The sequence below is a fragment of the Sphingobium lignivorans genome (assembly GCF_014203955.1).
Taxonomy (GTDB): Bacteria; Pseudomonadota; Alphaproteobacteria; order Sphingomonadales; family Sphingomonadaceae; genus Sphingobium; species Sphingobium lignivorans.
Map to the genome: position 1 here is coordinate 2,924,714 of NZ_JACHKA010000001.1, position 22,895 is coordinate 2,947,608.

The window sequence follows — 22,895 nt, forward strand, 5'->3', positions numbered from 1 at the left end:
AACAGGGAGCGGTATTGGGCGAACGAGAGAAGGGTGGCTCTACGGCCGTCATCGCACAGCTAAGCTACGCTGATGCGGGGGCCGTCCATCCCATCAGGTCAGCTTCACCGAGCTTTCAAGCAGCCCCGCTTGCTCGAAGTGCTTCTTTGAACAGTTCGAAGGCCGTCGTTCCCCTTCGATCGGGGTAATAGAGGTGGTAGCCGGAGAAACTCCAGCAGGCGTGTGAGGCGGCCATCGGCAATCGGGGACGCCACCAGATCCTCCAGAATATAGAGAATGCCGAAGCCCTCCAGTGCGGCGGCCACCAGCAGGTCGGCATCGTTGAACACTGGCCCGCGTCCCGGCGCGACCGTCATCGCATGACCGTCGCGCTGGAACGACCAGGGAGACGGATCCCCATGGGCATCGCGATAGGGGATGCAGCGATGCGCCGTGAGGTCGGCGGGTTCCATCGGCGCCGAATGGTCGCGCAGAAAGCCTGGCGCGGCCACCACCGCGACGCGAAGCGGCGGCCCGACTGCCAGCGCAATCATTTCCTTCTCCAAATGCTCGCCAAGTCGGATGCCCGCATCGTAGCGACCCGCCACGATGTCGGTCATTCCGTTCTCCACGCAGATCTCCACGTCGATGCCCGGGTGAATGTGCATGAACGGCGGCAGCATCGACCATAGCAAGGTGTCCGAGGCGTGTTTGCCCGTCGTGATCCGGACGGTGCCGATCGCCGCGCCGCTTGCATGGGACAGCGTCTCGATCGCAGCATCCAACCCAGCCAGTGCTGGCGACAAAGTGGCGAGCAGGCGGCACCCGAGCTGGCCCTCCAGCCGCTTCATGGTCTGGCTCAATGCCGACTGCGTGACCCCGAGCCGCTTCGCAGCACGCGTAAAGCTCCGGTCGGCGGCAATCGCAGCAAAAACGGCGAGGTCACCGAGCCGATCCGGACGCATTGATGATCCATCGAGCCGTTGATCAAGTCAGATAGTCTGGCGGTCACGCTACTTGCATCATCGTCGGCACGACCTTGCGCCAGCGGAAAGAGATCGCAAGCAATCCCAGGCCGATCAGGCAAATGGAAGCATCGACGATCAGGGCCATGCCGTCATCGACGCCGAGCACGATAGAATGCCCCACCGCAAGGGCGATCAGCAACGCGCCTGTTCCGGCTCGACCGATCCGCGTCAGACTGGTGGGCGAGAGGACAAGCGCTGCGCCAAGCGAGGCGAGGCTGATCCCGGCCCAAATCCAGATCGGTAAGGTGACTGCAGGGGTGAACAACGCTGCCAGGGCCGCCCCGGCCAATGCGAGCGGCTGCCCCCAGACGGTCGCCGCCCAGACACGCTCCCAGCCTGGCACCGGTCTGCCCTTGTCGCGTCGTCGCGCCAGCCAGATATTTACACCGCCGGCTGCAAGATAAGTGAGGCCGAGCCCCAGCAGCGCATAGGCAATCTTGACGATGCCCCCGCCGAACCAGCCAAAATGCAGCGGACCAAGCGACCCCAGAATCTGCTGGCCCACATTGTTCTGCGCTGCTTTCTGCTCGTAATAAAGCCTCCCGGCGCGATCGAAGGCGTAAACGTCGCTGCTGGCGATACGGGATGTGCCGCTCTCCACTTCGAACATGGCGGCGGCGCCCTGCTCGGTCGGATGCTCGACAATGAGATAAGTGACGGGAGCGCCCTGCGCCCGTTCGGCGATGCTGGCAAACAGCGGTCGCAGATCGATCGGCGGGGCCGGCCGCTTGTCTTCTGCCGGATGGGGGGGCGTGAATATGGCGTAGACCTTGGCGGTATCGCCCTGGAACACGGCAAGGCCGATCGCGCCGATAATGACCGTGCTGAGGCCCAGCAATGCACCGGTCAGCGAGACGGTGACGTGGAAAGGCAATGCCCATACGCCAAGGCGATTGTGCAGGTCGGCTTCCTGCAGCCGCCGCGATCCCGCAAGCCGCAGATGGAACGCATCGCGGAAGATACGCGGATGAGCCAGCAATCCGGAAATCAATGAGGAGAGCAGCGCAACGCCGCTCAGCCCGACGATGAAGATGCCCCAGCTCTGCGGCAGGTGCAGGTTGATGTGCAGGCGCGTCAGGAAATGCGTCCAGCTTTCGCGCAATTCCCCGGTGATCCGCCCTGCACTGTCAGCAATCCAGGTGGTCCGCGTGCCGTCCTCGGCATCGACCCGCACCGTCGGCCAGGGCCGGTCCTCGCTGGGCATCAGGATGAGGACGTGCTCGACAGCCCCCTCGGTACGCGCCATCGCTTCGCGATAGGCCGCCTGAACGGCTTCGCCGGAGATACGCTCCATGCGCTCCGCGCCCGGATTCTCCCAGCGATAGAATTCATTGGCAAAAACGGCGATCGCCCCAGTGAGGCAGACAAGATAAAGAAGGGCAGCGAAGGCAAGGCCCAGGCCACTATGTCCCTTGAGCACAGCGCGCACGAGATCGGGCGACGGGAAGGACGCCCGCTTTTTCGTTTTTGTCATGTCAGCCCCTTCAACATGGCTGCGCCAAAGCCGACAATCGCCGTACCCACGAGCACGGCCATCGCGCGGAGGATCCGGCTGTCGGCCAGGGTCCAGGCCATCGCACTGCCCCAGGCCAGCGGCACGATCAGTCCACCGATCAGCAGCCGCGTCTGTATCTCACCGGGCGCCCAGACAGCATAGCTGATCCCCAGTCCCATGGCTGCCACCATGCCGATGGGGCCGGCGAGCGACCAGCGCAAGGTGGTGCGCCACGCGCTTGGTGCCCGCTCTGCAGGCTCCGGGGCCAGCCCTTCCCGCACGGCACGGCCTGCCCGGGCGGGACGGAGCGTATAGCCCGAAGCGATGACTCCGAGCGCCACGACGGACAGCAGTGTCACCGCCACAAACGGGCCACGTGCCTCGCCGATCGCCCACGCTGGCCACAGCAATGTGACGACGAGCAGAGCAAGCCCCACCGAGCGCCAACGAGCCTTGCTTTGTTTGAGGCGCCATGCGCGGCGCAGCGACCAGGCGCCAGCAAAGCTGCCAGCGATGATTGCAGCGATGGCTGTCAGGAATCCCGCGTCACTCAAAACCCGGCCTCCAGCACCACGCCGATGCTGCGCGGCGCGCCGATTACAGCGAAGTTGGTGAAGTCATTGACGTACTGGTCATATTTTTCGTCGAACAGATTGTTGGCGAAGAGCGAAAGCCTCCAGTGGTCGGCTTCATAGCCGATCCGCGCATTGACCAGCGTGCGCGCGCCAACGCGGCTGTCCGCCTGCGGGATCGATACATCGGTCATCACCGCACTGCGATAGCTCGCGTTGACATTGGCATTGAAGCCGCCCCCAAACCGCACATTGGCCCCGCCGGAGAGCGTCCAATTCGGCGCATATGGGAACTCCAGACCCGAGAGGTCGGTGATCGAGCCGACATCGGTCACGAACTCGTCGAACTTCGTGCGGGTATGCCCCACGCTCGCGTACCAGTCGAAGCTCCGCGAGACCCGGTGCGCCACTTCGAGCTCGAAACCGTAGATGTGCGACTTGCCGGCGTTGACCGTGTGCGTGTCATAGGTTCCATTGCCGAAATTGGCGGTGGTCTGCTGCTCGGTCCAGTCGATGTAGAAGGCATTGGCGTTGAGAGTCAGCCGACCATCCAGCCACGCCGAGCGCAGGGACAGCTCATAATTCCAGGTAAATTCCGGATCATAGGCGAACAGCTGTGATCGCGCCGTGTTGAAGCTGCTGCCGCCCGAACGATAGCCGCGTTGCACGACGAAGGCAGTCGAAAGATCGGGCGTCCACGCCATTTCGATCCCACCCTTGGGCAGGAACGCGTTAAATTTGCGGGTGCCGACCGGCGCAGAGCCGTTGGCATCTTCCACCAGCCCCAGCACAAAGCCGTTCAGGGCCGTGATCGCGCCCTCGAGCGGCGCCGGGTAGAGCGTTGCGTCCGGCAACGTGCCGACGAATGTCGCGATCGCCTCGCCGCCGATCTTGTTGCGCTCATGATCATAGCGGAAGCCGCCGATCAGCGACAGCTGATCCGTCAGCCGATACCGGGCGTCGGCGAACACCGCCATGGTTTCGACCTGCGTCGGGAAATCCGACGTATAGTCAACCGGGATGCTGGGCAGCGCAGCGGTGTAGATCGCCGCCACCTGCTGCGCGGTTGCGGCGCCAAGACTGGGCGTGAGCGCATTGATAATCGTGCTGGCTGGGGTCGGCACCAGTGTGACCTGATGTGACCTGCGATATTGATCGCGATTATAGTAGAACAGGCCGACAAGTCCGCTCAGCCGATCGCTCTCATAGTTGAGCCGCAATTCCTGCGTGAAGGTTTTCGCGCCGCCTGCGATGTCACTATAGGCGATGCTGGCGGCCGATGAATCTCCGTCATATTTGCGGATGAAATCGGTGTCGGTCCACGTGCCGAGTGCGCTGAGAGACAGGCCACCGCCCAGATCATAGCGCAAATCCAGCGTCACCTGATCATTATCGACATCGCTGCTGTTGGGATAATCGGACGGGTTCGTTCGCGTATCGAAATAATTGCCGTTCGCACGGTCGACATAAACGAACAGATAGCCGCCCTGCGTCTCGAAATGATGGTAGTTCAGGCGCGCCTCGAAACCCGGGAGAGCCGAAGGCGTCCAGAGCAGCTTGCCGCGCACCGAAACCGAGTCGACGGGGTTTTCGGGCGCCTTGCGAGTGGGATTGTAAATATATCCGTCGGAATCGCGCTTTTCGGCGGACATGCGGAAGGCCAGCTCGTTCGCCACCAGCGGTCCGCCGCCGGCTATGGCGAACTGAGTGGTGTCAAAGGATGACACGAGCGCGCGGCCTTTCACGCCCCAGTCGAAGGTCGGGTCCTGGGTGCGGATATGCACTGCACCGGCGAGCGCGTTGAGGCCCTGGATGGTGGACTGCGGTCCACGAAAGATCTCGACTTGTGCAACATCCCACATGTCGGTGGGCCCGTTGGAGAGGATATCCTGCTGAACCGGCGCGCCATCCACGAACACGGTCGCCGTCGCAGCATCGCCGCCGCCCGAAACACCGCGCTGATCGATTCCGCGGATCGAGAAGCCGGAAGCACCGTAGGTCTCGGAGACGTTGGCAGTGCGCTGATAAATTTCCTGAATGGTGAGGACATTCTCATCCTCGAGACGCTCAGCGGTCACGACGCCCACGGACGCCGTCGTTTCCTGCAAGCTGCGCGACGCCTTTTCGCCCGTGACGATGATTTCCATCGGCTGATCAGCAGGCGCGACATCCTGTGCGAGTGCCGCAGCAGGCCAAGCGAGAACGGTGAGCAGCGACGTGGATAGCAGGCAATTGGCGTTCATGGGTCCCCCTGACGTTCGTAAGGGGAGCCTCTATTTTTCTCGCTAATGCGAGTCAAATGCAAATAGATGCTGTCCCGCCCTTGCGAGGCAGAATCTTCATGTGATGAGCCACGCTCAGGTGTCCCGCCTGCTGTTATCCGCCGGCCGCGTCACGGGCGTCGAGGTCCAGCCGAATGGACGGATCGAACAGATACAGGCTGACGGCGAGGTCATCCTTTCGTCCGGTGCGATTGGCTCTCCGGACATTGTTCGGCCGGCGCGTTCTGAAAGGAGGATCCCATCTCTGCGCGGAGAATTATTGCCAGCGCTATCGCCCGGCGGCACGCTATCCCCAGACCATCGACACGGCGACGTCCCACATCGGCTTCCGCTGCGCGCGCGACTTGTCCTCGCACTGATCGTTAGCGCGGATTTCCAAATCCAACCGTCCCAGCTGTAGCTCGGACGGTTCCTCCATAGCCGCCGGTTGAATCAGGAACCGGCTGTTCCCAGATAATGTCTGTCTAGGGACGAAGGAATCGAGATGGCCGGTGGATGGTCACGCGATGGCGCGGTACAAGATCAGATCGACGATACAATCAACGACGCAGTCCGTGCCGCCCGGTCACGCATACACACGGGCGAAGGCAGCGAGCATTGCATCGATTGCGGCGAACGCATCCCTGCCCGCCGACGCGAGGCGCTTCCTGGCGTACGTACCTGTGTGCTTTGCCAGAGCGAACAGGATAAAGCGGTGGTTCATTCGACGATCAACCGACGCGGAAGCAAGGACAGTCAGTTGCGGTAAACCTGTCGGAATGAGGCGGGTGTGCGAGGCGTTGCCAGTCAGTTCCGTTCACATTCTTCCCTGACAGACCCATCTGGCGAATTTCGGTAGGCCACTCCCCTGTCACCGCTTCACTTTGCGGTCCAATCATTTTGCATCGCTCTCCTCTCCGCGTCGGCATCCAGGGGATCTCCGCTGATCTGGGTATCGATGTAGGCCATGATGGCGGCATTCCCGCTGCTCGCCATGCGATAGTCAGCCTGGGTCTGGGGCTGATATGCGACCAGCGCGCGCACGGCCCAACTGCCTTCCTCGCGGCAGGCCACGCCTGCGGTGGAAGAGGTCTCGAAGCTCCGACATAGATTGCCGCCAGCGTCACGGAACGTCAGGCGGACCTGCACCTGCTGATCAGATCCATCCTCGTGGCTTGCGCTCGCCAGCTGTGTATCGAGCGCGGCGAGCACCTGCGCGTTGACAGCAAGCCCATGCTGCGGCGCTGTATCACCGCCAGTGAACATATACCCCACCATGAATCCCGCAACAAGGGCCGCCGCCACGCCAGCCCAGCGCGGCAAACCAGAGCCGGGGACGACGCGCTTCATGCGCGCGCTTGCCAGACCCGCCACCCTGCCATCCTCTCGCGCCACAGCGCTGATCCCGGCGGGTACCGGCGCTGTGGCTATCGGACCGAAAGCCGCGCGCAGCTGCGCCTGCAACTGGCGTTGCGCTTCCAGCTTTTCGCCCAGCGCCGGAGTCGCTGCGACCAGCGCCGCCACGCGCTTCGCCTCGGCCTCGGGCAACTCGCCGTCCAGCCAGGCGTAAAGGGTCTCATCGTCAATTATCGGGTCAGTCATTACCTCATCCTTCGCCGACAAGCGCCAGCAGCGCATTGCGTCCTCGCACCAGCCGACTGGACAAAGTGCCAACGGGTATGTCCAGTATCTCCGCAGCTTCACGGTAGCCGCACCCTTCGATCAGCACGAGCGCGACTGCCTCACGCTGGTCTTCCGGAAGGCGGGCCATGGCAGCCATCAGACTGTCGAGGTCCAGCCGCGCCTCGAGTCCCGGGCGTGGATCTTCGCCCACCTGTTCACCAACCTCTTCCGGCAGCAGCCGCGCCATCTCCCTGCTCCGCGCACGCGCCGTGTCGATCCAGGCATTGCGCGTGATCCTGTACAGCCAGCTATCGAGCCGCGTGCCCGGTTGCCACTGGCTGCGAGCCCGCAGCGCGCGCTCAACGGCGATCTGCACCAGATCGTCTGCATCGGCAGAACTGCGCGAAAGCCCGTGCGCAAAACGCCGCAGGCGCGGCAACATGGTGGAGAGGCCTTCTTCGAATGCGTCCAAGCCCTTTCCTTTCAGCGTCGTGGATGAAACGACCCTTGCTCTGCGTTTCATCCATAGCCGGAAAAAAATGATAAGGACCGACCATGGGAAGACAATCAACTGCAATTCTCGTCATGACCGCGCTGCTCGCCGGTGCGGCACAGGCACAGCTGCTCCCGGGGAATATCGGCGCACTGCCGGGGCAGGTGGCAGGTCGGGTGATCGATCCGCTTCTGGGGGATGCCCCTGCGAGCCTTGGCAACACAGTAAACGGCCCTGTAGATACGCTGAGCGTGCGCGCCGCCCAGACGCTGAACCGCACCTCGCTGCGCGATCTGCGCCTCGAGCGCCTGCAGGCGCTCATCCGCGCGAACCGCGAGGTGTTGGAGGCCGATGACGATGGCCAGCCGGTGCGACGCGGAGAAATCATCGCGCTCGATGCCTCACCGGCCTTGCTCGCGCGGGTCCAGGCCGCCGGTTTTTCGATGTTGCGCGAAGATGAGATGGAAGGGATCGGCGTGCGCGTCCATGTGCTGAGCGTCCCGCGGGGGGAGTCCGGGCGCAAGGCGCTGGAACGTTTGCACAAACTCGCACCGGAGGGCGCTTTCGATCTCAATCATGTGTTCGAGCCAGCCGGCAGCGCGCTGGGCGCGGCGGCGGACGCTGCTGCAGCGGCCGCTCGCAGCGTCAGGGATCGTGGTGATAGCATCGGCATGATCGACGGCGGCGTCGCCGCTCATCCAGCGCTTGCCGGCGCCTCGATCCACCAGCGCGGTTTCGCGAACGGCGGGCTGAAAGGAAGCGGGCATGGCACGGCCATTGCCTCGCTGCTCGTCGGCGAGGAGGGGGCTTTTCGCGGCGCCGCTGTCAGCCGTTCGCTGCTCGCCGCTGATGTCTACGGCGGTAACCCGGCCTCAGGATCGGCTGAGGTCATCGCGCGGGCGCTGGGCTGGCTGGTAGCCGGCGGTGCACGGGTCATCAACATTTCGCTCGTCGGCCCGCCTAACCGGCTGCTGGCCCGCGCCATCGAACTGGCTCATGAGCGTGGCGTCACTATCGTCGCCGCCGTGGGCAATGATGGACCGGCTGCCCCGCCCATGTATCCGGCGTCCTATCACGGCGTGATTTCCGTAACGGGCGTGGATGCGCGTGACCGGGCGCTGGTCGAGGCCGGGCGCGCCGCCCATCTCGATTTCGCTGCCCCCGGCGCGGACATGGTCGCCGCCATGCCCGGCAAGGGCTATACCAAAGTGCGCGGCACCTCCTTCGCGGCCCCGCTCGTTGCGGCGAGACTGGCGGCGGCAGGTGGTTCGCCGGCAAATCGGGTCGACATTGTGGCTGACGAGGCCGTCAGCGGGCACGGAAAAGTGGGGCGCGGCATCGTGTGCAACACGTGCCGCACGGTGCCCGCAACCACTCCCTGACAAAAAATTCGGGCGCTCGGGGATGAAGTCGCAGACCCTCATCGTTCTTCTTTCGACGGGCGGCCATCGAGCGGCCCGCATCTTGAAGGAGATGAGACATGAAACGGATTTTGATCACTACTCTCGTCGCTGCCGCTTTCTCGCTGCCTGTGCAAGCGCAACTCCTCGGCAACGTCGGTGGCTCGCTCGGCGGCACGCTGGGCGGTGCCGGCAATCTCGGTGGCACGCTGGGTTCAGCCTCGCAGAATGTGAACGGTACACTGTCCGGTTCGGGTCGGGCACACACCAGCCGGTCGGTCGACACGCGCTCGGGCTCGGCGAGCGCCAGTGCCGGGCTTGCCGGAACGGTTACCGGAACGGTCGATAGCGCGACTTCGGCGACTGGCCCGGCAGGAACGTCGGCCAGTGGTGGCGGCAAGCCCGGCACCAGCCAGAGCATCGACAAGAGCGCCAGCGCCTCAATCCAGGGTGTCGGTTCGGATGACGCCCGCAGGACTGCCGGCGACGTCGTCGGCGCCACTCGCGATACGGCGCGCGGAACCTCCGATACGGCGCGCAACACTGCTCTGGGAGCTGCAGATAAGGCGCGCAGCGCGGCCCGAGGCGCGGCTGAAACCGCTCGCGGTACGGCGTGGGGTGCTGCCAGCACGGCGACGCGCGACGCCGTCGACGCGGCTCGCACGGTTGAAGTCAGCGGGTCAGTCGAGGGTTCGGGTTCCGGTGCGTTCGGTCAGCCCGCCAGCACCAGCGACGAATAAAGTCCCTGCGTCGCCGTCGGGCAACACCGCGCGGGACAGGTTGTTCGGGGAAATGCCCCCCGGCTTCAATGAAGCCGGGGCATCTTTCTTCGAATGACCATCTGGTCAGGCCAAATCCTGACCGCCACGAGGAGGGTTCCAGCGCGGGGTCGAGGGGAGAGCGATCGAAGGATGATCGGCCATAAGCGTGTAGACATTGCTGCCATATCCATAGTCCAACATTGCTTTATTGAAGTGCGCAAAAGCTTCTTCCTGGTTTTGCGCGCTTGGATCGATGCATTCTTGTCTTCCAGCGTACCCATCTCGCTATGGTTTGCGTTCGATGGTGAAGACCGCGATAATACTCAATCACGGCAGTGCAACTATTCGCCAGTCTATGACCATGGCGGATTCTTGATGTGAATCCGCATTACCGCTAACCGCGCGAGGCTCCGAAGGCGGCAAGGCTTTCTTGCATGTCAATCCCGCTTTCGGACACGCCCAATGAAATCGCGCTTGCCAATCTGCACGCCTTTCATGCGCAGGATGTCATAAGCGGTCGTGGCGTGAAAATAGAAATTCGGCTGGGAGAAGGAGAGCAGGAATTCCTCGGCGGAAAAGTCTATGGCATTGGAGCCAAATTCAAAGCGCATGTCCTGCCCGATGAAGCTTTCGACTTCCTCGGCACTTGTCGCTTCAAGTTCAGCGATAGCTCCGGCGACGCGTTCGCGCAGGCCGTCGAATGTGGTGGGCGGTATGGAGGTGTCCGGCGAGAAGGTCCCATTTCTGACGCCCTCGATGGCACCGATCGAATGCACGGTGGTCGATTTGACCTGATAGGCGAAAGGAAGCATGTCGTCCGCAAGACGTGCCTGAATGAGTGTCTCGGGTTCAATGCCTTGGTCGCCACAAAAGGCCTCGGCTTTGCCGATCAGGCTCGAGATCGAATTGAGGATCTGCAAATAGGACGGGATTGTCGCGGCATAGAGTGTGAAGGCCATTGCGCTGACTCCTGCAAAGGTTGGGCATTCCTGCGCGCGGTTGGCGGGCGACGTCAATTTGAAACCTAGCCCAACGCCGGTCGGTCGAGCAACGGTCCTGCCGGAGGTCAGCGCGTCTGGTCCACTTCGCCGACAAAGCGGGCGTCCCCCTTCCCGAGCCTGCGCGTTTCGAGAAGGTTGATCAGCCTAGATACTCGCTTCTCCCGGAAGTTCGCGAATGGCAGACGCGCCGAGCTGTTGCCTGAGGCGCGTGACGTCGCGCCACACGGTCGACAGCCGAGAACAAATAGTCGGCAGGGGATCGACAGCAGCCATGTCTGCGGCACCAGACACCAGTTCAGCCAATACGGCCATGATCGATGTGGCCGAGATACTTCGGGTTTCCGCCTTTGGGCGGTACCATCTCTGGATTCTCATCCTCTCATGCGCCGTCACGTTTTTCGACGGGCTGGACTTTCTGCTGATTGCCTACACGCTTCCCTATATTCGCGATGAGATGCATCTGAGCGAAACGGCGATGGGCTATGTCAGCGCCGCCGCTTTTGTCGGCCAGATGATCGGCGCCCTCGCTGGCGCTTATCTCGCCGATCTGCTGGGCCGGAAGCCCATAATCCTGACATGCACGGTGCTCAGCGCTTTCCTGACCTTCTCGACCGGCTTTGCACAAACGCCCGAAACCCTCATGATCCTGCGCCTGCTTGCCGGGCTGACCATCGGCGGACTGCTTGCCCCGGCATGGTCGCTCAACGTCGAGGTGATGCCGCGCGCGATGAGGGCGACATCTGTCACCATCATCATGCTCGGCTTCAGCCTCGGCGCGTCTGCCAGCGGTGCACTCACGAACCTGATCGCGCCCCACCTGGGGTGGCATGCCGTCTTTTTCCTGTGCGGCGCATTGACGCTGATCCTGGCCCTGGTCCTGCTGTTCACGCTGCCTGAATCCGTCCGCTGGATGGTTGCTAAAGGAAAACCGGCCAGCGCCGTCCTCTCGGCCCTCCAACGTCTCGCGCCGAACGAGCCTCTCGATCGCTCCAGTAGCTTCTATTTGTCCGACGAAGCGTCCTCCTCGGAACGCACCTCACCCGCCGCCATGTTCCAGCAGCTGTTCAAGGGCTGGCTGGCCTATATCACGCCGCTGATCTGGGTCGCATACTTCTGCTCCTCTTTTGCGATCTATCTCAAAACGAGCTTCGGGGTGCTTTTTCTTGAAGAGCTGGGGCTTTCCGTACCCGATGCCACCTGGCTGGGCGCCGTGACCGGCCTGCTCGGTGCGCTTGGCGGTGTGCTGCTGCTCGCGTTGACCGAAAAGCGCGGACCCGCCTGGATTGCGCTGGCTCCGGCCATCGGAGCGCCCTTCACGCTCCTTCTCGGCCTCGGCCTTGTCCTGAACGGACCATTCTTCATTCCCGTCGTCCTGATGAGCTCCATCATGGTCGGGACGGGCCATGCTGCGGTGGTTGCGATGACCGGCATCTATTACCCCAGCGCGATCCGCGCCACCGGCGGTGGCTGGGCGAGCTTCGTGGCAAAATTCGCGTCCGTGGCAGCTCCGATCATCGGCGCCCATTTCTTTCTGGGAACCAAGGAACGCGTGTTGCACGGCTACCTCTTTTCGGCAGCTTGCCTGCTTGGGGTCATTGTCTGCGTGCTGGCTCTGGCGAAATTCGCGGCGCGATTGACCGAGCAGAAGCCGGACGCTTAGAGTCTGTCCTGTTTAGATTGAAGCATAGCCACTATTCCTGAGGTAGTTGGCGCACTCATGGGGTGGGAAGGCATTGAGCAGTTTGCCTATCCGCTGCCATGTGGCTTCGACGGTGCGCTCGGCGGCTTTTCGCAGTAGCAGCTTGAGCTTGGCGAAGACCTGTTCGATTGGATTGAGGTCAGGGCTGTAGGGCGGCAGGAACAGGAGCTTGGCCCCTGCCGCACGGATTGCCTTGCGCACGGCCTGACCCTTGTGACTGCCGAGGTTATCCATGATGACGATGTCGCCGGGCACGAGGGTGGGCACGAGGAACTGCTCGACATAGGCGAGGAAGAGCTGGCCGTTGATCGGGCCGTCGAGGACGCAGGGCGCATCGATCCGGTCGTGACGAAGCGCCGCCACAAAGGTCAGCGTCTTCCATTTGCCGAACGGCGCCTTGGCGATCAGCTTGTCGCCGCGTTTTGCCCAGCCCCGCAACGGGGTCATGTTGGTCTTGGCCCAGGTCTCGTCGATGAAGACCAGCCTGCGAGGGTCAAGCCGGCCCTGGTACTTCTTCCACTGCGTCCGCCGCCGAGCTACCTGCGGGCGGTCCTGCTCGCTGGCGAACAGGCTTTTTTTTGAAGCTGTGGCCAGCCTTGCGCAGCAGCGACCACACCGTGTTGGGGCTGACTCGGTGACCGCGCCCGGCCAGCTCGACCGCCAGCCCGCGCACCGTCAGATGCGGACATTCCTCAAGACGAAGCAGCATCCATTCCTGCTCCCCCGCCAATACCCGTTGCTTGTGGCCTCCCATCGGACGTGAACCGGCGTTGCCCGTATCACGCAGACGCTGCGACCACTTCACTGCGCTCGCCACGCTCACACCGAACGCACCAGCAACCTCGCGAACCGAGCGGCCCGACAAAACTGCCGCTGCAACCCGATCTCGCAAATCGTCAGAATAGGCTCGTGCCATCGCTGCTGGCCTCCTCCCCAGCAAGCAGCTTGAATCACAACAAAGCCACCTTGGGAATCCCCAAACGATTCAATCTAATCAGGACAGACTCTAGGCTATTCCGCGACGCTGGCGAGGCCATGCGAGCCGCACGCGTCCCAGCGCAACCTTGCCGTTAACGAGGATCGCGCCGGACATGGATGGGCCAGGAAGACCCCGGCAATCCTGTCTGCGCTCAGCTCCGCACCGCCCGCCCCACGACGGATTCGATCACGGCCCGATGCGCTTCGACGACAGGCTCCAGCAATGCTGCGTCGACCTTGTCGATCGTGTCATCGGCCACGTGGCACCAGCGATGAATGCCAAGACCTGCAAAGGCATTCGCATAGCCGCGGTCGATGATGGAGGACAGCTCTCCCGCTCCGCCCACGACTTCGATCGGCTGCTCATAACCTGCAAGGCCGCGAAATGCGGATGTCGCGTCTGCCATCAGGCTGTGCGAAGACATGAGAACCCGCTGCGGATCCGCGGTCGACAGGAGCTGGCGATTGCGGCCGAGCACCTCATAGGCGTCGCGCGTCGCGAGGCCGGCGCCCAGATGGGTCCAGACTTGCGTCTGGGCCGGAGGCGGCCCTTCCGAAAGGGAGTGATGCGCGCCGGCAAAGTCCAGCTCATGACCGCCCGCATTGATCGCGAAGAGGGAGTGATCGGGATAGCGAATAGCGACCCAGCGGCACAGCTCCAGGAACGCTGCCGTGCCCGGGGCGCGCTCCCCGACACAAAGCCCCCAGCCTGAGCGCGGCGTCGAGAATGCGAGCCACTTTGGCCCTGCCAGGCGACGGGCAAGGATGTTGCAGCTATTGCCGGTCGCGCTCTTCCCGGTGAGCACCAGGGTTAGAGGCCGCTGCGCTGCCACTGCCTCGACAACGGCCGGCAGGTCACGCGGCGCCATGAGGGCAATGGGGACCTCAGCAATCGGCTTCAAACGCGTGTTAAGAGCAATGATGTTTCCAGTCGGGCCCGTGGTGACGATCACGATGGCCGCCGGCTTGTGAGGAATGACCTGATCAAGCATCAGCTTGGCGTCACCGGTGAAGATGGCCGCATGGCGGCCATAAGGCAGCACGACGATAGCGATCTTGCCCGTTACGGCGCGGGCCTCAAAGGCGTCACGGACCAGAACAGCCAGCGCCGTGAGCCCGGCCGGGGGCGTCGTGATGACGACTGGCTGGGCTGCGACCGGCACATGCTTGCTCCCGAAGCGCAACTCCGACACGCCGGGCTCGAACACCGGGATCGGGAAGTCGACCTGGTTCACGGCGAATCCTGCGGTGCCAAGCCGCTCACCGATCCATCTGGCTGCGGCCAGATCTCCCGGCGATCCCGACAATTTGCTACCAAAGGCCGCATAAGTTTCCATGTCTTCGCGCAATTGCTTCTGGAGCGGAGATGCTGGTTCATTAAGACCCGAAGAGGTCGCGTTGACGGGCCCGGGTGTTGCCGAAGCCGGAGATGCGCCGCCCAGTGCCGCTACGCCGACCAGCCCGACAGAAGCCTGAAGCATATCGCGCCTGCTTTGCATCGTTTCCGTTCCTTCTCCGAGCCCCTGTGGGGCGTTTTCAATCCGACGGGTCTTCGCGATCCCATGGCGCCACTGGCTGGGTAAAAGCGACGATGTCTTCCACCAGTGCCTGAACCAGCGGCTGAGACATCTTCACATTCGGGACTAGTGCTTTGAGCCACAATGATTTTGCGGGAAATTCGGGCATCAGCCGCACGAGCCGGCCGGTACGCACAGCGTCGCGGGAGACGAATTCACTGAGCATGGCAATTCCCGCGCCCCGCAGCGCCGCATCGCGCAGAACCATGGCTGTATTGACAGCAAAGCGCGATGTCACATTGACGGCCAGATCGCCGGATTCGCTCTCGAAAACCCAGGTTCCGCCGATCGATTGGGACCCCAGGCAATCATGCTCGACCAGCTCGCGGGGATGCTTTGGATGTCCCTCGCGCGCAAGATATGAGGGGGCTGCACAGATCACCATCGGATGTTCACATAATGGCACGTCGATCACGCCGGCATAGGAAGCGGCCATCGCCCCGATTGCGAGGTCAAAACCTTCCTCGATAGGGTTCACGGATCGATCGACGAGCACGAGATCGATACTGACGCCGGCGTGGCTTTGAACGAAATCCGCGAAAAACCGCCCGAAATAGCTACTGGCCACGGTTGTGGGGCATTTGATCCTCAAATGCCCATCTAGTGCCTGGCGTGACCGGCGTGCACCGGAAATGACCTCATCTGTCTGCCGTACAAGGGCGCGAATGCGAGGCAGCTGCCGCTCGCCGAAAGAGGTAAGCTCGGCCTTGCGGGGCGTCCTGATGAACAAGACGGCGCCCAGTTCATCCTCCAGACGCCCGATCCGCTTCGTGACCACGGACGGTGCGATGTTGAACTTGCGCGCAGCGCCCGCGAGACTGCCGCATTCAACCACGGCCAGAAAGGCGCGCATGTTGAGCAGCGTATCCATCAGTGAGCCATGGGAGGAAGCATCGGAGGCGGCATCATTTGAAGGTTACCCGCGCGACCGCAATCCCTTTCTCCCCGGCAACCGAGTAATAGAGATAGATGCGGCCATCGTCATTGAGAACGCCAGGGTCACGCAGGGCATGCTCGAAGCCGGAAGCCATGCCGCCGCGTGATGACACGAGCGGCAGATCCGCCCCTTCATAAGGCCGTTCCGGGCGGAGAACTTCAATGGGTGTTGACGCTGTCCATTCTGACCAGTCGGAACGCAGGTCGACGCTGGAATGGAAGATGCGCTCGGGCGAGTCCCCAACGTTGGTGTAGAAAATATGGAGCGTATCGCCGATCCGGGTCACCCCCGCATGGCGCATCTCGTCAAGGATGCGCGGCCCTGCCTCGAAAGGCGGCAAAAAGGAGGATGAACGGAAGAACTGGCCGCTGCGCAGCCAGGTCGGATAGGCAGTGGCCTTATCCGCCATGCCCAGCCCGTAATAGGCTCCCTTGTAGTCGAAGACCCGAATATAGGGCGCACCGAATGCCCCGGATGCAGCCGTGAAGTTCAGCCCATCCGATGACGTCGCGACGAAGCTCCGCTGCGCATACGGTCGCCCGCCATAATCGCCGCCCGGCATTTCGGTTGCCCCGTGATAATAGAGCACGATCCGCTTGTTCTCCTCATCCACGACTGCGTCGGGTGAGGCGATATGATGCAGGGCCGAGGTCTGCTCCAGACGCAGCGTGCCGGCCTTGTAGACGGTCCACGGCCCCTCGGGGTGGTCGGCATAAGCGAGCCGGATGTAACCGCCCCGATGATGGCCGAAATACATATAATATTTCCCGAGGGGATTTTTGAGCCAGCTCGGCGCCTTGATGACCGACGGGCCATCGATATTGTTCCCGAGTTCACCTTCCAGACCGGGCATGTCCGGGTAAATGATGGGACGGTTTCCCAGTCGCTCGGCAGTCACCGCAGAAATCTTCACGCTCTCGTTCGATCGCGATTCGGGGGCCGGAGCGGTCCCTGGCGCTGTGCTGGCCAGGACAGGGCTCGCGAGGACAGGAAGGGTCAGCAGACAAGCCAGCACGCCCGCAAGTCTGCGCCGCATCGTCCGTGCCATCGACATGTCCCTCATCCTCTCAATAAATGCCCGTACATTCAGCTTTTCTGTACGGTTCCCTGTTCAGCTTCCGGCACCTTACCGGCCTAGTCATGGAGGAATACGCCCTGCCGGCGCAACTCGGCTTGGAGACTTTTCACGTCGAGCGCCCGCGGCTGGACGCCCGCGCCGACCGAGAGCGCGGCTGCGGCGCCTGCGGCCTGTCCGGTGAGCCAGCATTGCGGGATCTCGCGCATGAAGCCGTGCGAGTTGGCATCGCAGCTGATGTGCTTGCCGCCGGCCAGCAGGCCATCCAGCTTGCGCGGCACCAGCGCGCCATAAGGCACGGAGATCACCGGATATTTGAGGCTGACCGATGGACTGACACCGATCTCGTCCGGCAGCGCGATGCCATCGGCCCACTGGCTGCGCAGCACCTTGCCGACCCCGCCCAGACGCCGCGTGTGCCGCACGCCGAGTTGCGAGCCGCTCTGCAACATGTAGCATTGCTCAAACCCCGGCGCATGCTCCAGGAAGAACTCGCAATGCGTCTGCATGAAGCGGTGCGAACGGATCTCCAGCTCGGTCTGGTCGTCGACATCCAGCGCCGAAAGGCCGGACTGGCGCGGGCCCAGGAACAGCGCGATGTCATTGCGCCAGGAGACATAAGGCGGCTGGAAGAAGCCCAGCCGCTCGCGGCCCAGCTTCGCGAATTCGGCATATTGCTCGGGCTCATTGCCGCGGAACGCCAGCCAGCGGTCCATGTCCACACCGCCCAGCATGAAGCCGGTGTTGGCGCTGTGATGGACGTCGCCTTCCTCGATGTCGGTGTCGAACTCGGCGCCGGCGCGCGCGAAGATGTCCCCATCGCCGGTGGTATCGACGACCACCTTGGCGCGCAGGGCCTGACGCCCGGCCTTGGATTCGAACACCACGCCCTCGACCTTGCCATCGGCCACCATCGGCACCGCCGCCCAGCTGTGGAACACCAGCCGCACGCCCGCGCCCAGCAGCATTTCCTGGCTGATGAGCTTGAGCCGCTCGGGATCGAGCGTGGGCGACCAGCAGACCGTGCCATGGAAGGCCGCGGTGCGCTGGCCCCAGTAGCTGGCCTTCTTGGGATCGCGCGAACCCCAGTCGGCGCGCGGCGGCCCGGCCAGGCCGGCCGCGGGCAAGCGCCCCAGCACATCATTGGCGAAGCCCTGGATCACTTGCCGGCCGGTCCAGTCGGTCATCCGGTCGATCCAGATCACCAGCCCGCCGGTCGAGAGACCGCCCAGATGATTATAGCGCTCCATGAGCACCACGTCCGCGCCCGCCTGCGCCGCCGCCCAGGCGGCCGCCGTGCCTGCCGGCCCGCCACCCACCACCAGCACGTCGCATGTGTGATAGACCGGGATCTCGCGCGCCGGCTCCATCCACGTCCCCGTGCCATTGGCGCGCGGCAGCACCCGACCGCCCGTCTCGAAGACGTCGGATGCCAGAAAACGATCCTCCGACTGGCGGACTTCTTGAACTTTAGGGCGATCCATGACGGACGAACCATTTCCTTTCTGCAGGATGGTGCTCATCGCACCATCCCATCATGACTGACGAAGGGCTTTTGCCCCTCTCAGAGCTTGAACCTCAGACCGACACGGAACGATCGGCCAACCTGATCGAACAATGGCGACGCCTGATCCGGGAACGGCGGCGCGACATTGAAGATGTTGTTGAGACGGATGAACATCTCCCGACTGCGATCAGCGTCCCTGGAAACATCGACCGTGAACGTGGCGTTGGTGTAGAAGATGTTCTTCGTGTCGTTGAAGTTGATCGTGTTGAGCGCCCCCGTGCCGACAACGAAATCATTGTCGATCTTGCCACCCTGCAGCCAGCGGAGATCCAGCGTGCTCGTCAGGCGACCTAGCTCATGCGTGATCAGACCGGAGACGCGCCAGTGCGGTGTCACATACTCGCCTGCCCGCTCTTCGGTGCTGGCCGTGGCCACGGCCGTCGTCGCCAGGGTGTCGAGATAAGTGCCCAACAGGCGAACGGAGAGCGTACCTGCCCCTTCGCCGAAGATGTTCTCCAGCGAAGAGCGATAGGCAGCCTCGATGTCGACGCCCTTCGTCTTCAGGCGATCCAGGTTCTCGAAGCGTACCGTGATGCCGCTGATGTCGCCATTCGGCGCACCGCCGGCGGTGGTGACAAGGTCGCAGAAGTCGGAAATACCATCGACATAGCAACGCTCGAGCACTTCATTGGCCGAGATCGTACCGATCAATCCCTTGATGTCGATGTCGTAATAGTCGACCGAGAGACGCAGGCCATCCAGCCAGCTGGGCTGGTAGACGATGCCGGCCGTCAACGTATTGGCCGTCTCGGGATCGAGATTGGAATTACCCAGAGACGTGACCTCGACGGTATAGTTCGTCGAACGCCGTGGATCGCGAATATTCTGACGCGACACCGTCGTCGGAGCGAACAGCTCCGCAAAATTGCCGGCCCGGATATCGCGCGACCGCGTCGCACGGAGCCGCAGTTCCCTCGACAATTCCCAGGTCGCACCGATCTTCCAGGTCGTCACGCCACCTGACGTGCTGTAATCCGTGTAGCGCGCCGCGAGGTTGAGATCGAACGAACGAACGAGCGGCAGATCCTTCAACAGCGGGATCGCCAGCTCGCCGAACACTTCCTTCACATTGTAGCTGCCGGCGATCGGCTGACGCGAGCCGCTTTGCCACTGCCCGGCCTGCGAAATGGCATCCACCGTCGCGTCGATCGATTCCTCGCGATATTCCGCGCCAAACGCCGCGTTGATCGGACCGGCCCAGCCTTCAAACAACGCACCATTAGCACTGAATGCTGCCACTTGCTGCTTGGTGGTGAGGTCGAACCTGGACGTGCCGGTGATGTATGAAATGGCTTCCTGCGATGGCGACCCGAAGCCGAACAGATTGAGCGGCGCGCACGCCGGATCGTCATTGGCAGGATTGGAATCGGCATTCACGCGGCAGACAATGTCGTCGCCCGAGCGCACGGCGTCGATCGCCTTGCGATAATTGATCATGTTGATCTGACCGACATACTCCTGAACGAAGTGATTGCGGCCATATTGATAATAAGCGTCGAACGACCACTCGCCGAGCTTGCCTTCGACGCCGACGACGCCCCGGTAGACCGAAGGCGAGCCCACACGTCCGCGCACGGCACCAAGGCCGGGCTCCCGGTAGGAGCGACCGAAGTTGAAGCATGAGACCCCCGCGGCGATGGCGCGCTCGCGGAATTCGTCGCTCAGATAGGGGTTGGTGATCGGCACCAGAACGTTGCCGGTCTGACCGCCAGGAATGATCGTCGCGGAGCACGTCGGATTACCCGTGACCGAACCCTGCTGACGCGGCTCGGCGAAATAGCCGTTGGTCACAGAATGAGCGAACGTTCCTTCCGCAAACAGGGAGAGATTGTCGAACACTTCGTAGGAGACGCGCGCCATTGCCGAATAGCGCTCCACCGGCTGCTGCAGATTGCCGCCCGGATTGATGATTTCGGTATAGTTATCGGTCCCGGCGATCATCCGGTTACCGAAGACCTCGCCATAGCCGAACTGACCCGTTTGCCCGCCCGGCAGGAATGCGGTCCCGCGCAGCGGACCGCTGGTGATCAGGCCACCTTCCCAAAGATCGGTGCGGCGCACATCATCCGCGTAAATGTTCGCGGGCAAGCCATTCGCGGCATAGTTGGAATTGCCGGCGAGGCCACGGCTAGCCCATGGGCGAGGACGATAAGGGGTCTGGCCGATCCCGTCATTCTTCGAATATTCCCCGCCGATGAGAATGTGACCACGCCCGCCGCCGAAGCGCGTTCCGGCCGCTAGCCCGGCAAGCACGTTCTGGGCATCACCATATTGGGAAATACCGCTCTGCACCGTGCCCTCTACGCCTTCGAGATCCGATTTGAGAATGAGATTGATCACACCGGAGACAGCGTCGGACCCCCAGGATGCCGAGGCGCCGCCCGTCACGACCTCAGTGCGTGCGATGAGAATGGAAGGGATGACGCCAAGGTCCACCGTGCCATCGGGCGCTGTGGCGACGTGCCGGCGGCCATCGAGGAGAACCAACGTCCGCTGAGGACCGACATTCCGCAGATCAGCCGTCACGGTCGCAGAGGACAGGGCACGCGCCACACCGCTGCCGGTTGTAGAGAATGCCGGAATGAGGCGCAGGATATCATCCACGCGCGTCGGAGCGACGGATTGAATCTGCGCCGTGCTGATGACAGAAGTCGGCGTAGGGGCCGTAAACCCGCCGGCCTGAATGCGCGAGCCGGTTATCACGATGTCCTGAGCGGGCGCCGCAGCGCTTCCAGCAGCAGCGCTTTCCGGTGTGACCTCAGCCGCCACGGGCGCATCGGCGGGCTGCTCGCTGCTCTGAGCCGTCGCGGCGCTGAACGGGCACACCACCGCGGCGATGCAAACACCCACAAGAAGGCGCCATGGCGCTGCGTTGAAAGATTTCATCTGATCCTCTCCCTGCTTCAACTTTTTATGACCCCAAGGGTGAGGCGCCATTGCTCCGCGGGCTAGATACGCGAGCTGAGCGGCTCCACCCTGAAGTGATGGGCAGCGTCTTAGGTCGGGCCTGGATCGTCAGGAAGACAAGCTCCGTTAGGAGATGCATTCTCAAATCGAGAATGGTCGGGCTGTATGCGCACTGGGCGCTGGAGCATTGAAGCTCATCGCGCCTGAGAACCGAGATCGAGGCGGACGGCCAGGGCAGAGCCGTTCGACCAGATCAAGGCCGACAGACGACTTGTGCAATGGCCCAAGCTCGCGAGCATGAAGCTGATATAAAAGTACACAATCTTGCGAGAACTGCCTGCCCCCGCGATAGCGGCCGTTCGCTACCCCGAAGGAAATCGCCGAAAGCTGTCAGAGGTTCATAAATCTGACTGGGGCGCTATTAGCCAGAGCTTGTCCCGTGCGTCAGTCAAATTTTGAAGCGCAATGGCAATTTGCCGGCTTTTGACCGACATCAAGCAAACTGCACTTTCGCCAGGTCCAGGGACAGCTCCCACAGACGCGCGGCGGCGGCGTCATCCAGCGCCTGCCTGGGCGGTTGCTCATCGGTTGGATATCCTCGCGTGCCGCCAAGCCGGTCGGGTCCATAATAGCCGCCGTCTCGCGCCGAGGGATCGGTTGCCGCGAAAAGTGTCGGCAAGGCGCCTTGCCAGGCGGGCTGGAACAGGAACCAGAGGTAGCGACGCAGCCGGCCATGAAGGCTGGATCGGCCCGAGCCGTTCACGATGAGGTCCGTGCGCGTGATGCCCGGATGCGCCGCGAGGCTCTCGATGCCCCAGCCGGCCGCCTTGCTGCGCCGGCTCAGCTCGAGCGCGAACATGAGGCAGGCGAGCTTGGACTGGGCATAGACATGCATCGAGCGGTAGCTGCGCTCGGCCTGCAGGTCCTCGAAGTCGATCGCTCCCTGGCGCGCCGCGACGCTGCTGAGCGTCACGACCCGTGGTTCCTGCCCTTTCCTCAGCAGCGGCAACAGATGCGCAGTAAGCGCGAAATGCCCGAGATAGTTGGTGCCGAATTGCAGTTCAAAGCCGTCGCGCGTTTCACGACGTTCCGGCGGGCGCATGACCGCCGCATTGTTGATGAGCAGATCAAGACTGTCCTGTTCCTGCGCAAGCTGCCCCGCGAAGGCCGCGACCGAGCCGAGATCGGCGAGGTCCAGCTTCCCGAACCGCACCTGTGCGCCAGGCACGGCGCGCTTGATCGCCGCGACTGCCGCAGCGCCCTTCTCGGGATTGCGCCCGGCGATCACGACATTGGCGCCGGCGGTGGCCAGGGCAAGCGCATCTTGGAAGCCAAGCCCCCCGGTGCCCGTCACGATCACATCGCGGTTCCATTGGGGCGGGATGTCACTGCTCGTCCAGTTCGTCATTGATGATCCTTGCCTTCCCAACGCGGGCGGGCGCCGCGGGCAATCGCAACCCGCGATGCCCTTGCCGCGCCGTCCTGCTCCATGATGCCGGTGGCCCGGAAAACCGCCATGCCGGAACGCGCAAAAAACCTGCC

General features: G+C 62.9%; 19 protein-coding genes and 2 pseudogenes. 7 read left to right on the plus strand and 14 right to left on the minus strand.

What is annotated here, in order from left to right:
* Positions 1-104 precede the first annotated feature (104 nt).
* The 4 genes from HNP60_RS13505 to HNP60_RS13520 are packed head-to-tail and all read right to left on the minus strand — an operon-like array spanning position 105 to position 5,317.
* The gene (locus tag HNP60_RS13505; protein WP_221414689.1) at positions 105-944 is read right to left on the minus strand and encodes a LysR family transcriptional regulator; all 840 of its coding nucleotides are present in this window, start codon (positions 942-944) and stop codon (positions 105-107) included.
* Between the two features lie 43 nt (positions 945-987).
* Positions 988-2,481, minus strand: coding sequence for a PepSY-associated TM helix domain-containing protein (locus HNP60_RS13510; RefSeq protein WP_184154660.1), 1,494 nt, complete (start codon positions 2,479-2,481; stop codon positions 988-990).
* Complete coding sequence (locus tag HNP60_RS13515) at positions 2,478-3,056, minus strand: hypothetical protein (protein ID WP_184154662.1); 579 nt, start codon at positions 3,054-3,056, stop codon at positions 2,478-2,480. The genes HNP60_RS13510 and HNP60_RS13515 overlap by 4 nt, the downstream gene beginning before the upstream one ends.
* Entirely contained in the window at positions 3,053-5,317 is a 2,265-nt protein-coding gene (locus HNP60_RS13520; RefSeq protein WP_184154664.1) for a TonB-dependent receptor, read from the minus strand. Before HNP60_RS13520 ends, HNP60_RS13515 begins: the two co-directional genes overlap by 4 nt.
* A gap of 103 nt (positions 5,318-5,420) precedes the next feature.
* On the opposite strand from HNP60_RS13520, the pseudogene HNP60_RS20360 reads away from it, so the two are divergent.
* The 3 genes and pseudogenes from HNP60_RS20360 to HNP60_RS13530 form a co-directional block, all read left to right on the plus strand.
* A pseudogene (locus HNP60_RS20360) lies at positions 5,421-5,609 on the plus strand (GMC family oxidoreductase N-terminal domain-containing protein); the annotation flags it as partial.
* A pseudogene (locus tag HNP60_RS20030) lies at positions 5,569-5,715 on the plus strand (SUMF1/EgtB/PvdO family nonheme iron enzyme); the annotation flags it as partial. The pseudogenes HNP60_RS20360 and HNP60_RS20030, both read left to right, overlap by 41 nt.
* Before the next feature lie 125 nt (positions 5,716-5,840).
* The gene (locus HNP60_RS13530; RefSeq protein WP_014077054.1) at positions 5,841-6,104 is read left to right on the plus strand and encodes a DksA/TraR family C4-type zinc finger protein; all 264 of its coding nucleotides are present in this window, start codon (positions 5,841-5,843) and stop codon (positions 6,102-6,104) included.
* 110 nt (positions 6,105-6,214) lie between these two features.
* Here HNP60_RS13530 and HNP60_RS13535 read toward each other — a convergent pair whose 3' ends face one another.
* Both HNP60_RS13535 and HNP60_RS13540 read right to left on the minus strand, forming a co-directional pair.
* The gene (locus tag HNP60_RS13535) at positions 6,215-6,937 is read right to left on the minus strand and encodes an anti-sigma factor family protein (RefSeq protein ID WP_184154668.1); all 723 of its coding nucleotides are present in this window, start codon (positions 6,935-6,937) and stop codon (positions 6,215-6,217) included.
* A 4-nt stretch (positions 6,938-6,941) separates the two neighbouring features.
* Positions 6,942-7,481, minus strand: a complete 540-nt coding sequence (locus HNP60_RS13540) for an RNA polymerase sigma factor (RefSeq protein WP_184154670.1) — start codon at positions 7,479-7,481, stop codon at positions 6,942-6,944.
* Positions 7,482-7,543: 62 nt separating this feature from the next.
* Between HNP60_RS13540 and HNP60_RS13545 the strand changes: the two genes are divergently transcribed.
* The 3 genes from HNP60_RS13545 (at position 7,544) to HNP60_RS13555 (ending at position 9,993) form a co-directional block, all read left to right on the plus strand.
* A complete protein-coding gene (locus HNP60_RS13545; RefSeq protein WP_260394888.1) occupies positions 7,544-8,833 on the plus strand; it encodes a S8 family serine peptidase in 1,290 nt (429 codons plus the stop codon).
* Positions 8,834-8,931: 98 nt separating this feature from the next.
* Positions 8,932-9,591, plus strand: a complete 660-nt coding sequence (locus HNP60_RS13550; protein WP_184154676.1) for a hypothetical protein — start codon at positions 8,932-8,934, stop codon at positions 9,589-9,591.
* 171 nt (positions 9,592-9,762) lie between these two features.
* The gene (locus HNP60_RS13555) at positions 9,763-9,993 is read left to right on the plus strand and encodes a hypothetical protein (RefSeq protein ID WP_184154679.1); all 231 of its coding nucleotides are present in this window, start codon (positions 9,763-9,765) and stop codon (positions 9,991-9,993) included.
* A 56-nt stretch (positions 9,994-10,049) separates the two neighbouring features.
* On the opposite strand, the gene HNP60_RS13560 is transcribed toward HNP60_RS13555, so the two are convergent.
* Positions 10,050-10,571, minus strand: a complete 522-nt coding sequence (locus HNP60_RS13560) for a DUF1993 domain-containing protein (RefSeq protein WP_184154682.1) — start codon at positions 10,569-10,571, stop codon at positions 10,050-10,052.
* Between the two features lie 313 nt (positions 10,572-10,884).
* On the opposite strand from HNP60_RS13560, the gene HNP60_RS13565 reads away from it, so the two are divergent.
* Positions 10,885-12,273, plus strand: coding sequence for an MFS transporter (locus HNP60_RS13565; protein ID WP_184154685.1), 1,389 nt, complete (start codon positions 10,885-10,887; stop codon positions 12,271-12,273).
* A gap of 12 nt (positions 12,274-12,285) precedes the next feature.
* Here HNP60_RS13565 and HNP60_RS13570 read toward each other — a convergent pair.
* From HNP60_RS13570 to HNP60_RS13600, 7 genes are all read right to left on the minus strand, one after another.
* A protein-coding gene (locus HNP60_RS13570) for an IS630 family transposase (protein ID WP_476712839.1) occupies positions 12,286-13,228 on the minus strand; the annotation gives its coding sequence in 2 pieces (ribosomal slippage) (positions 12,286-12,883 and positions 12,882-13,228; 945 coding nt in all).
* 214 nt (positions 13,229-13,442) lie between these two features.
* Positions 13,443-14,525, minus strand: coding sequence for a hypothetical protein (locus HNP60_RS13575; RefSeq protein ID WP_184154687.1), 1,083 nt, complete (start codon positions 14,523-14,525; stop codon positions 13,443-13,445).
* A gap of 301 nt (positions 14,526-14,826) precedes the next feature.
* Positions 14,827-15,738 carry a LysR family transcriptional regulator gene (locus HNP60_RS13580; RefSeq protein ID WP_184154689.1) on the minus strand — a complete coding sequence of 304 codons (912 nt, stop codon included), beginning with the start codon at positions 15,736-15,738 and terminating at the stop codon, positions 14,827-14,829.
* A 34-nt stretch (positions 15,739-15,772) separates the two neighbouring features.
* Positions 15,773-16,717 (minus strand): glycoside hydrolase family protein, encoded by a 945-nt coding sequence (locus HNP60_RS13585; protein ID WP_184154692.1) that lies wholly within the window; start codon positions 16,715-16,717, stop codon positions 15,773-15,775.
* A gap of 221 nt (positions 16,718-16,938) precedes the next feature.
* A complete protein-coding gene (locus tag HNP60_RS13590) occupies positions 16,939-18,363 on the minus strand; it encodes an FAD-dependent oxidoreductase (RefSeq protein ID WP_260394889.1) in 1,425 nt (474 codons plus the stop codon).
* An 80-nt stretch (positions 18,364-18,443) separates the two neighbouring features.
* Positions 18,444-21,332 carry a TonB-dependent receptor plug domain-containing protein gene (locus HNP60_RS13595; protein WP_184154696.1) on the minus strand — a complete coding sequence of 963 codons (2,889 nt, stop codon included), beginning with the start codon at positions 21,330-21,332 and terminating at the stop codon, positions 18,444-18,446.
* A 514-nt stretch (positions 21,333-21,846) separates the two neighbouring features.
* A complete protein-coding gene (locus HNP60_RS13600; protein WP_184154699.1) occupies positions 21,847-22,761 on the minus strand; it encodes an SDR family oxidoreductase in 915 nt (304 codons plus the stop codon).
* Positions 22,762-22,895 lie beyond the last annotated feature (134 nt).

What these genes read in the sequence shown, in the direction of transcription:
- HNP60_RS13580 (WP_184154689.1), bottom strand. Translation starts at nt 15,738, where the DNA reads ATGGATACGCTGCTCAACATGCGCGCCTTTCTGGCCGTGGTTGAATGC.
- HNP60_RS13600 (WP_184154699.1), bottom strand. Translation starts at nt 22,761, where the DNA reads ATGACGAACTGGACGAGCAGTGACATCCCGCCCCAATGGAACCGCGAT.
- HNP60_RS13550 (WP_184154676.1), top strand. Translation starts at nt 8,932, where the DNA reads ATGAAACGGATTTTGATCACTACTCTCGTCGCTGCCGCTTTCTCGCTG.
- HNP60_RS13505 (WP_221414689.1), bottom strand. Translation starts at nt 944, where the DNA reads ATGCGTCCGGATCGGCTCGGTGACCTCGCCGTTTTTGCTGCGATTGCC.
- HNP60_RS13595 (WP_184154696.1), bottom strand. Translation starts at nt 21,332, where the DNA reads ATGAAATCTTTCAACGCAGCGCCATGGCGCCTTCTTGTGGGTGTTTGC.
- HNP60_RS13565 (WP_184154685.1), top strand. Translation starts at nt 10,885, where the DNA reads ATGTCTGCGGCACCAGACACCAGTTCAGCCAATACGGCCATGATCGAT.
- HNP60_RS13510 (WP_184154660.1), bottom strand. Translation starts at nt 2,481, where the DNA reads ATGACAAAAACGAAAAAGCGGGCGTCCTTCCCGTCGCCCGATCTCGTG.
- HNP60_RS13520 (WP_184154664.1), bottom strand. Translation starts at nt 5,317, where the DNA reads ATGAACGCCAATTGCCTGCTATCCACGTCGCTGCTCACCGTTCTCGCT.
- HNP60_RS13590 (WP_260394889.1), bottom strand. Translation starts at nt 18,363, where the DNA reads ATGGATCGCCCTAAAGTTCAAGAAGTCCGCCAGTCGGAGGATCGTTTT.
- HNP60_RS13530 (WP_014077054.1), top strand. Translation starts at nt 5,841, where the DNA reads ATGGCCGGTGGATGGTCACGCGATGGCGCGGTACAAGATCAGATCGAC.
- HNP60_RS13555 (WP_184154679.1), top strand. Translation starts at nt 9,763, where the DNA reads ATGATCGGCCATAAGCGTGTAGACATTGCTGCCATATCCATAGTCCAA.
- HNP60_RS13545 (WP_260394888.1), top strand. Translation starts at nt 7,544, where the DNA reads ATGACCGCGCTGCTCGCCGGTGCGGCACAGGCACAGCTGCTCCCGGGG.
- HNP60_RS13540 (WP_184154670.1), bottom strand. Translation starts at nt 7,481, where the DNA reads ATGAAACGCAGAGCAAGGGTCGTTTCATCCACGACGCTGAAAGGAAAG.
- HNP60_RS13535 (WP_184154668.1), bottom strand. Translation starts at nt 6,937, where the DNA reads ATGACTGACCCGATAATTGACGATGAGACCCTTTACGCCTGGCTGGAC.
- HNP60_RS13560 (WP_184154682.1), bottom strand. Translation starts at nt 10,571, where the DNA reads ATGGCCTTCACACTCTATGCCGCGACAATCCCGTCCTATTTGCAGATC.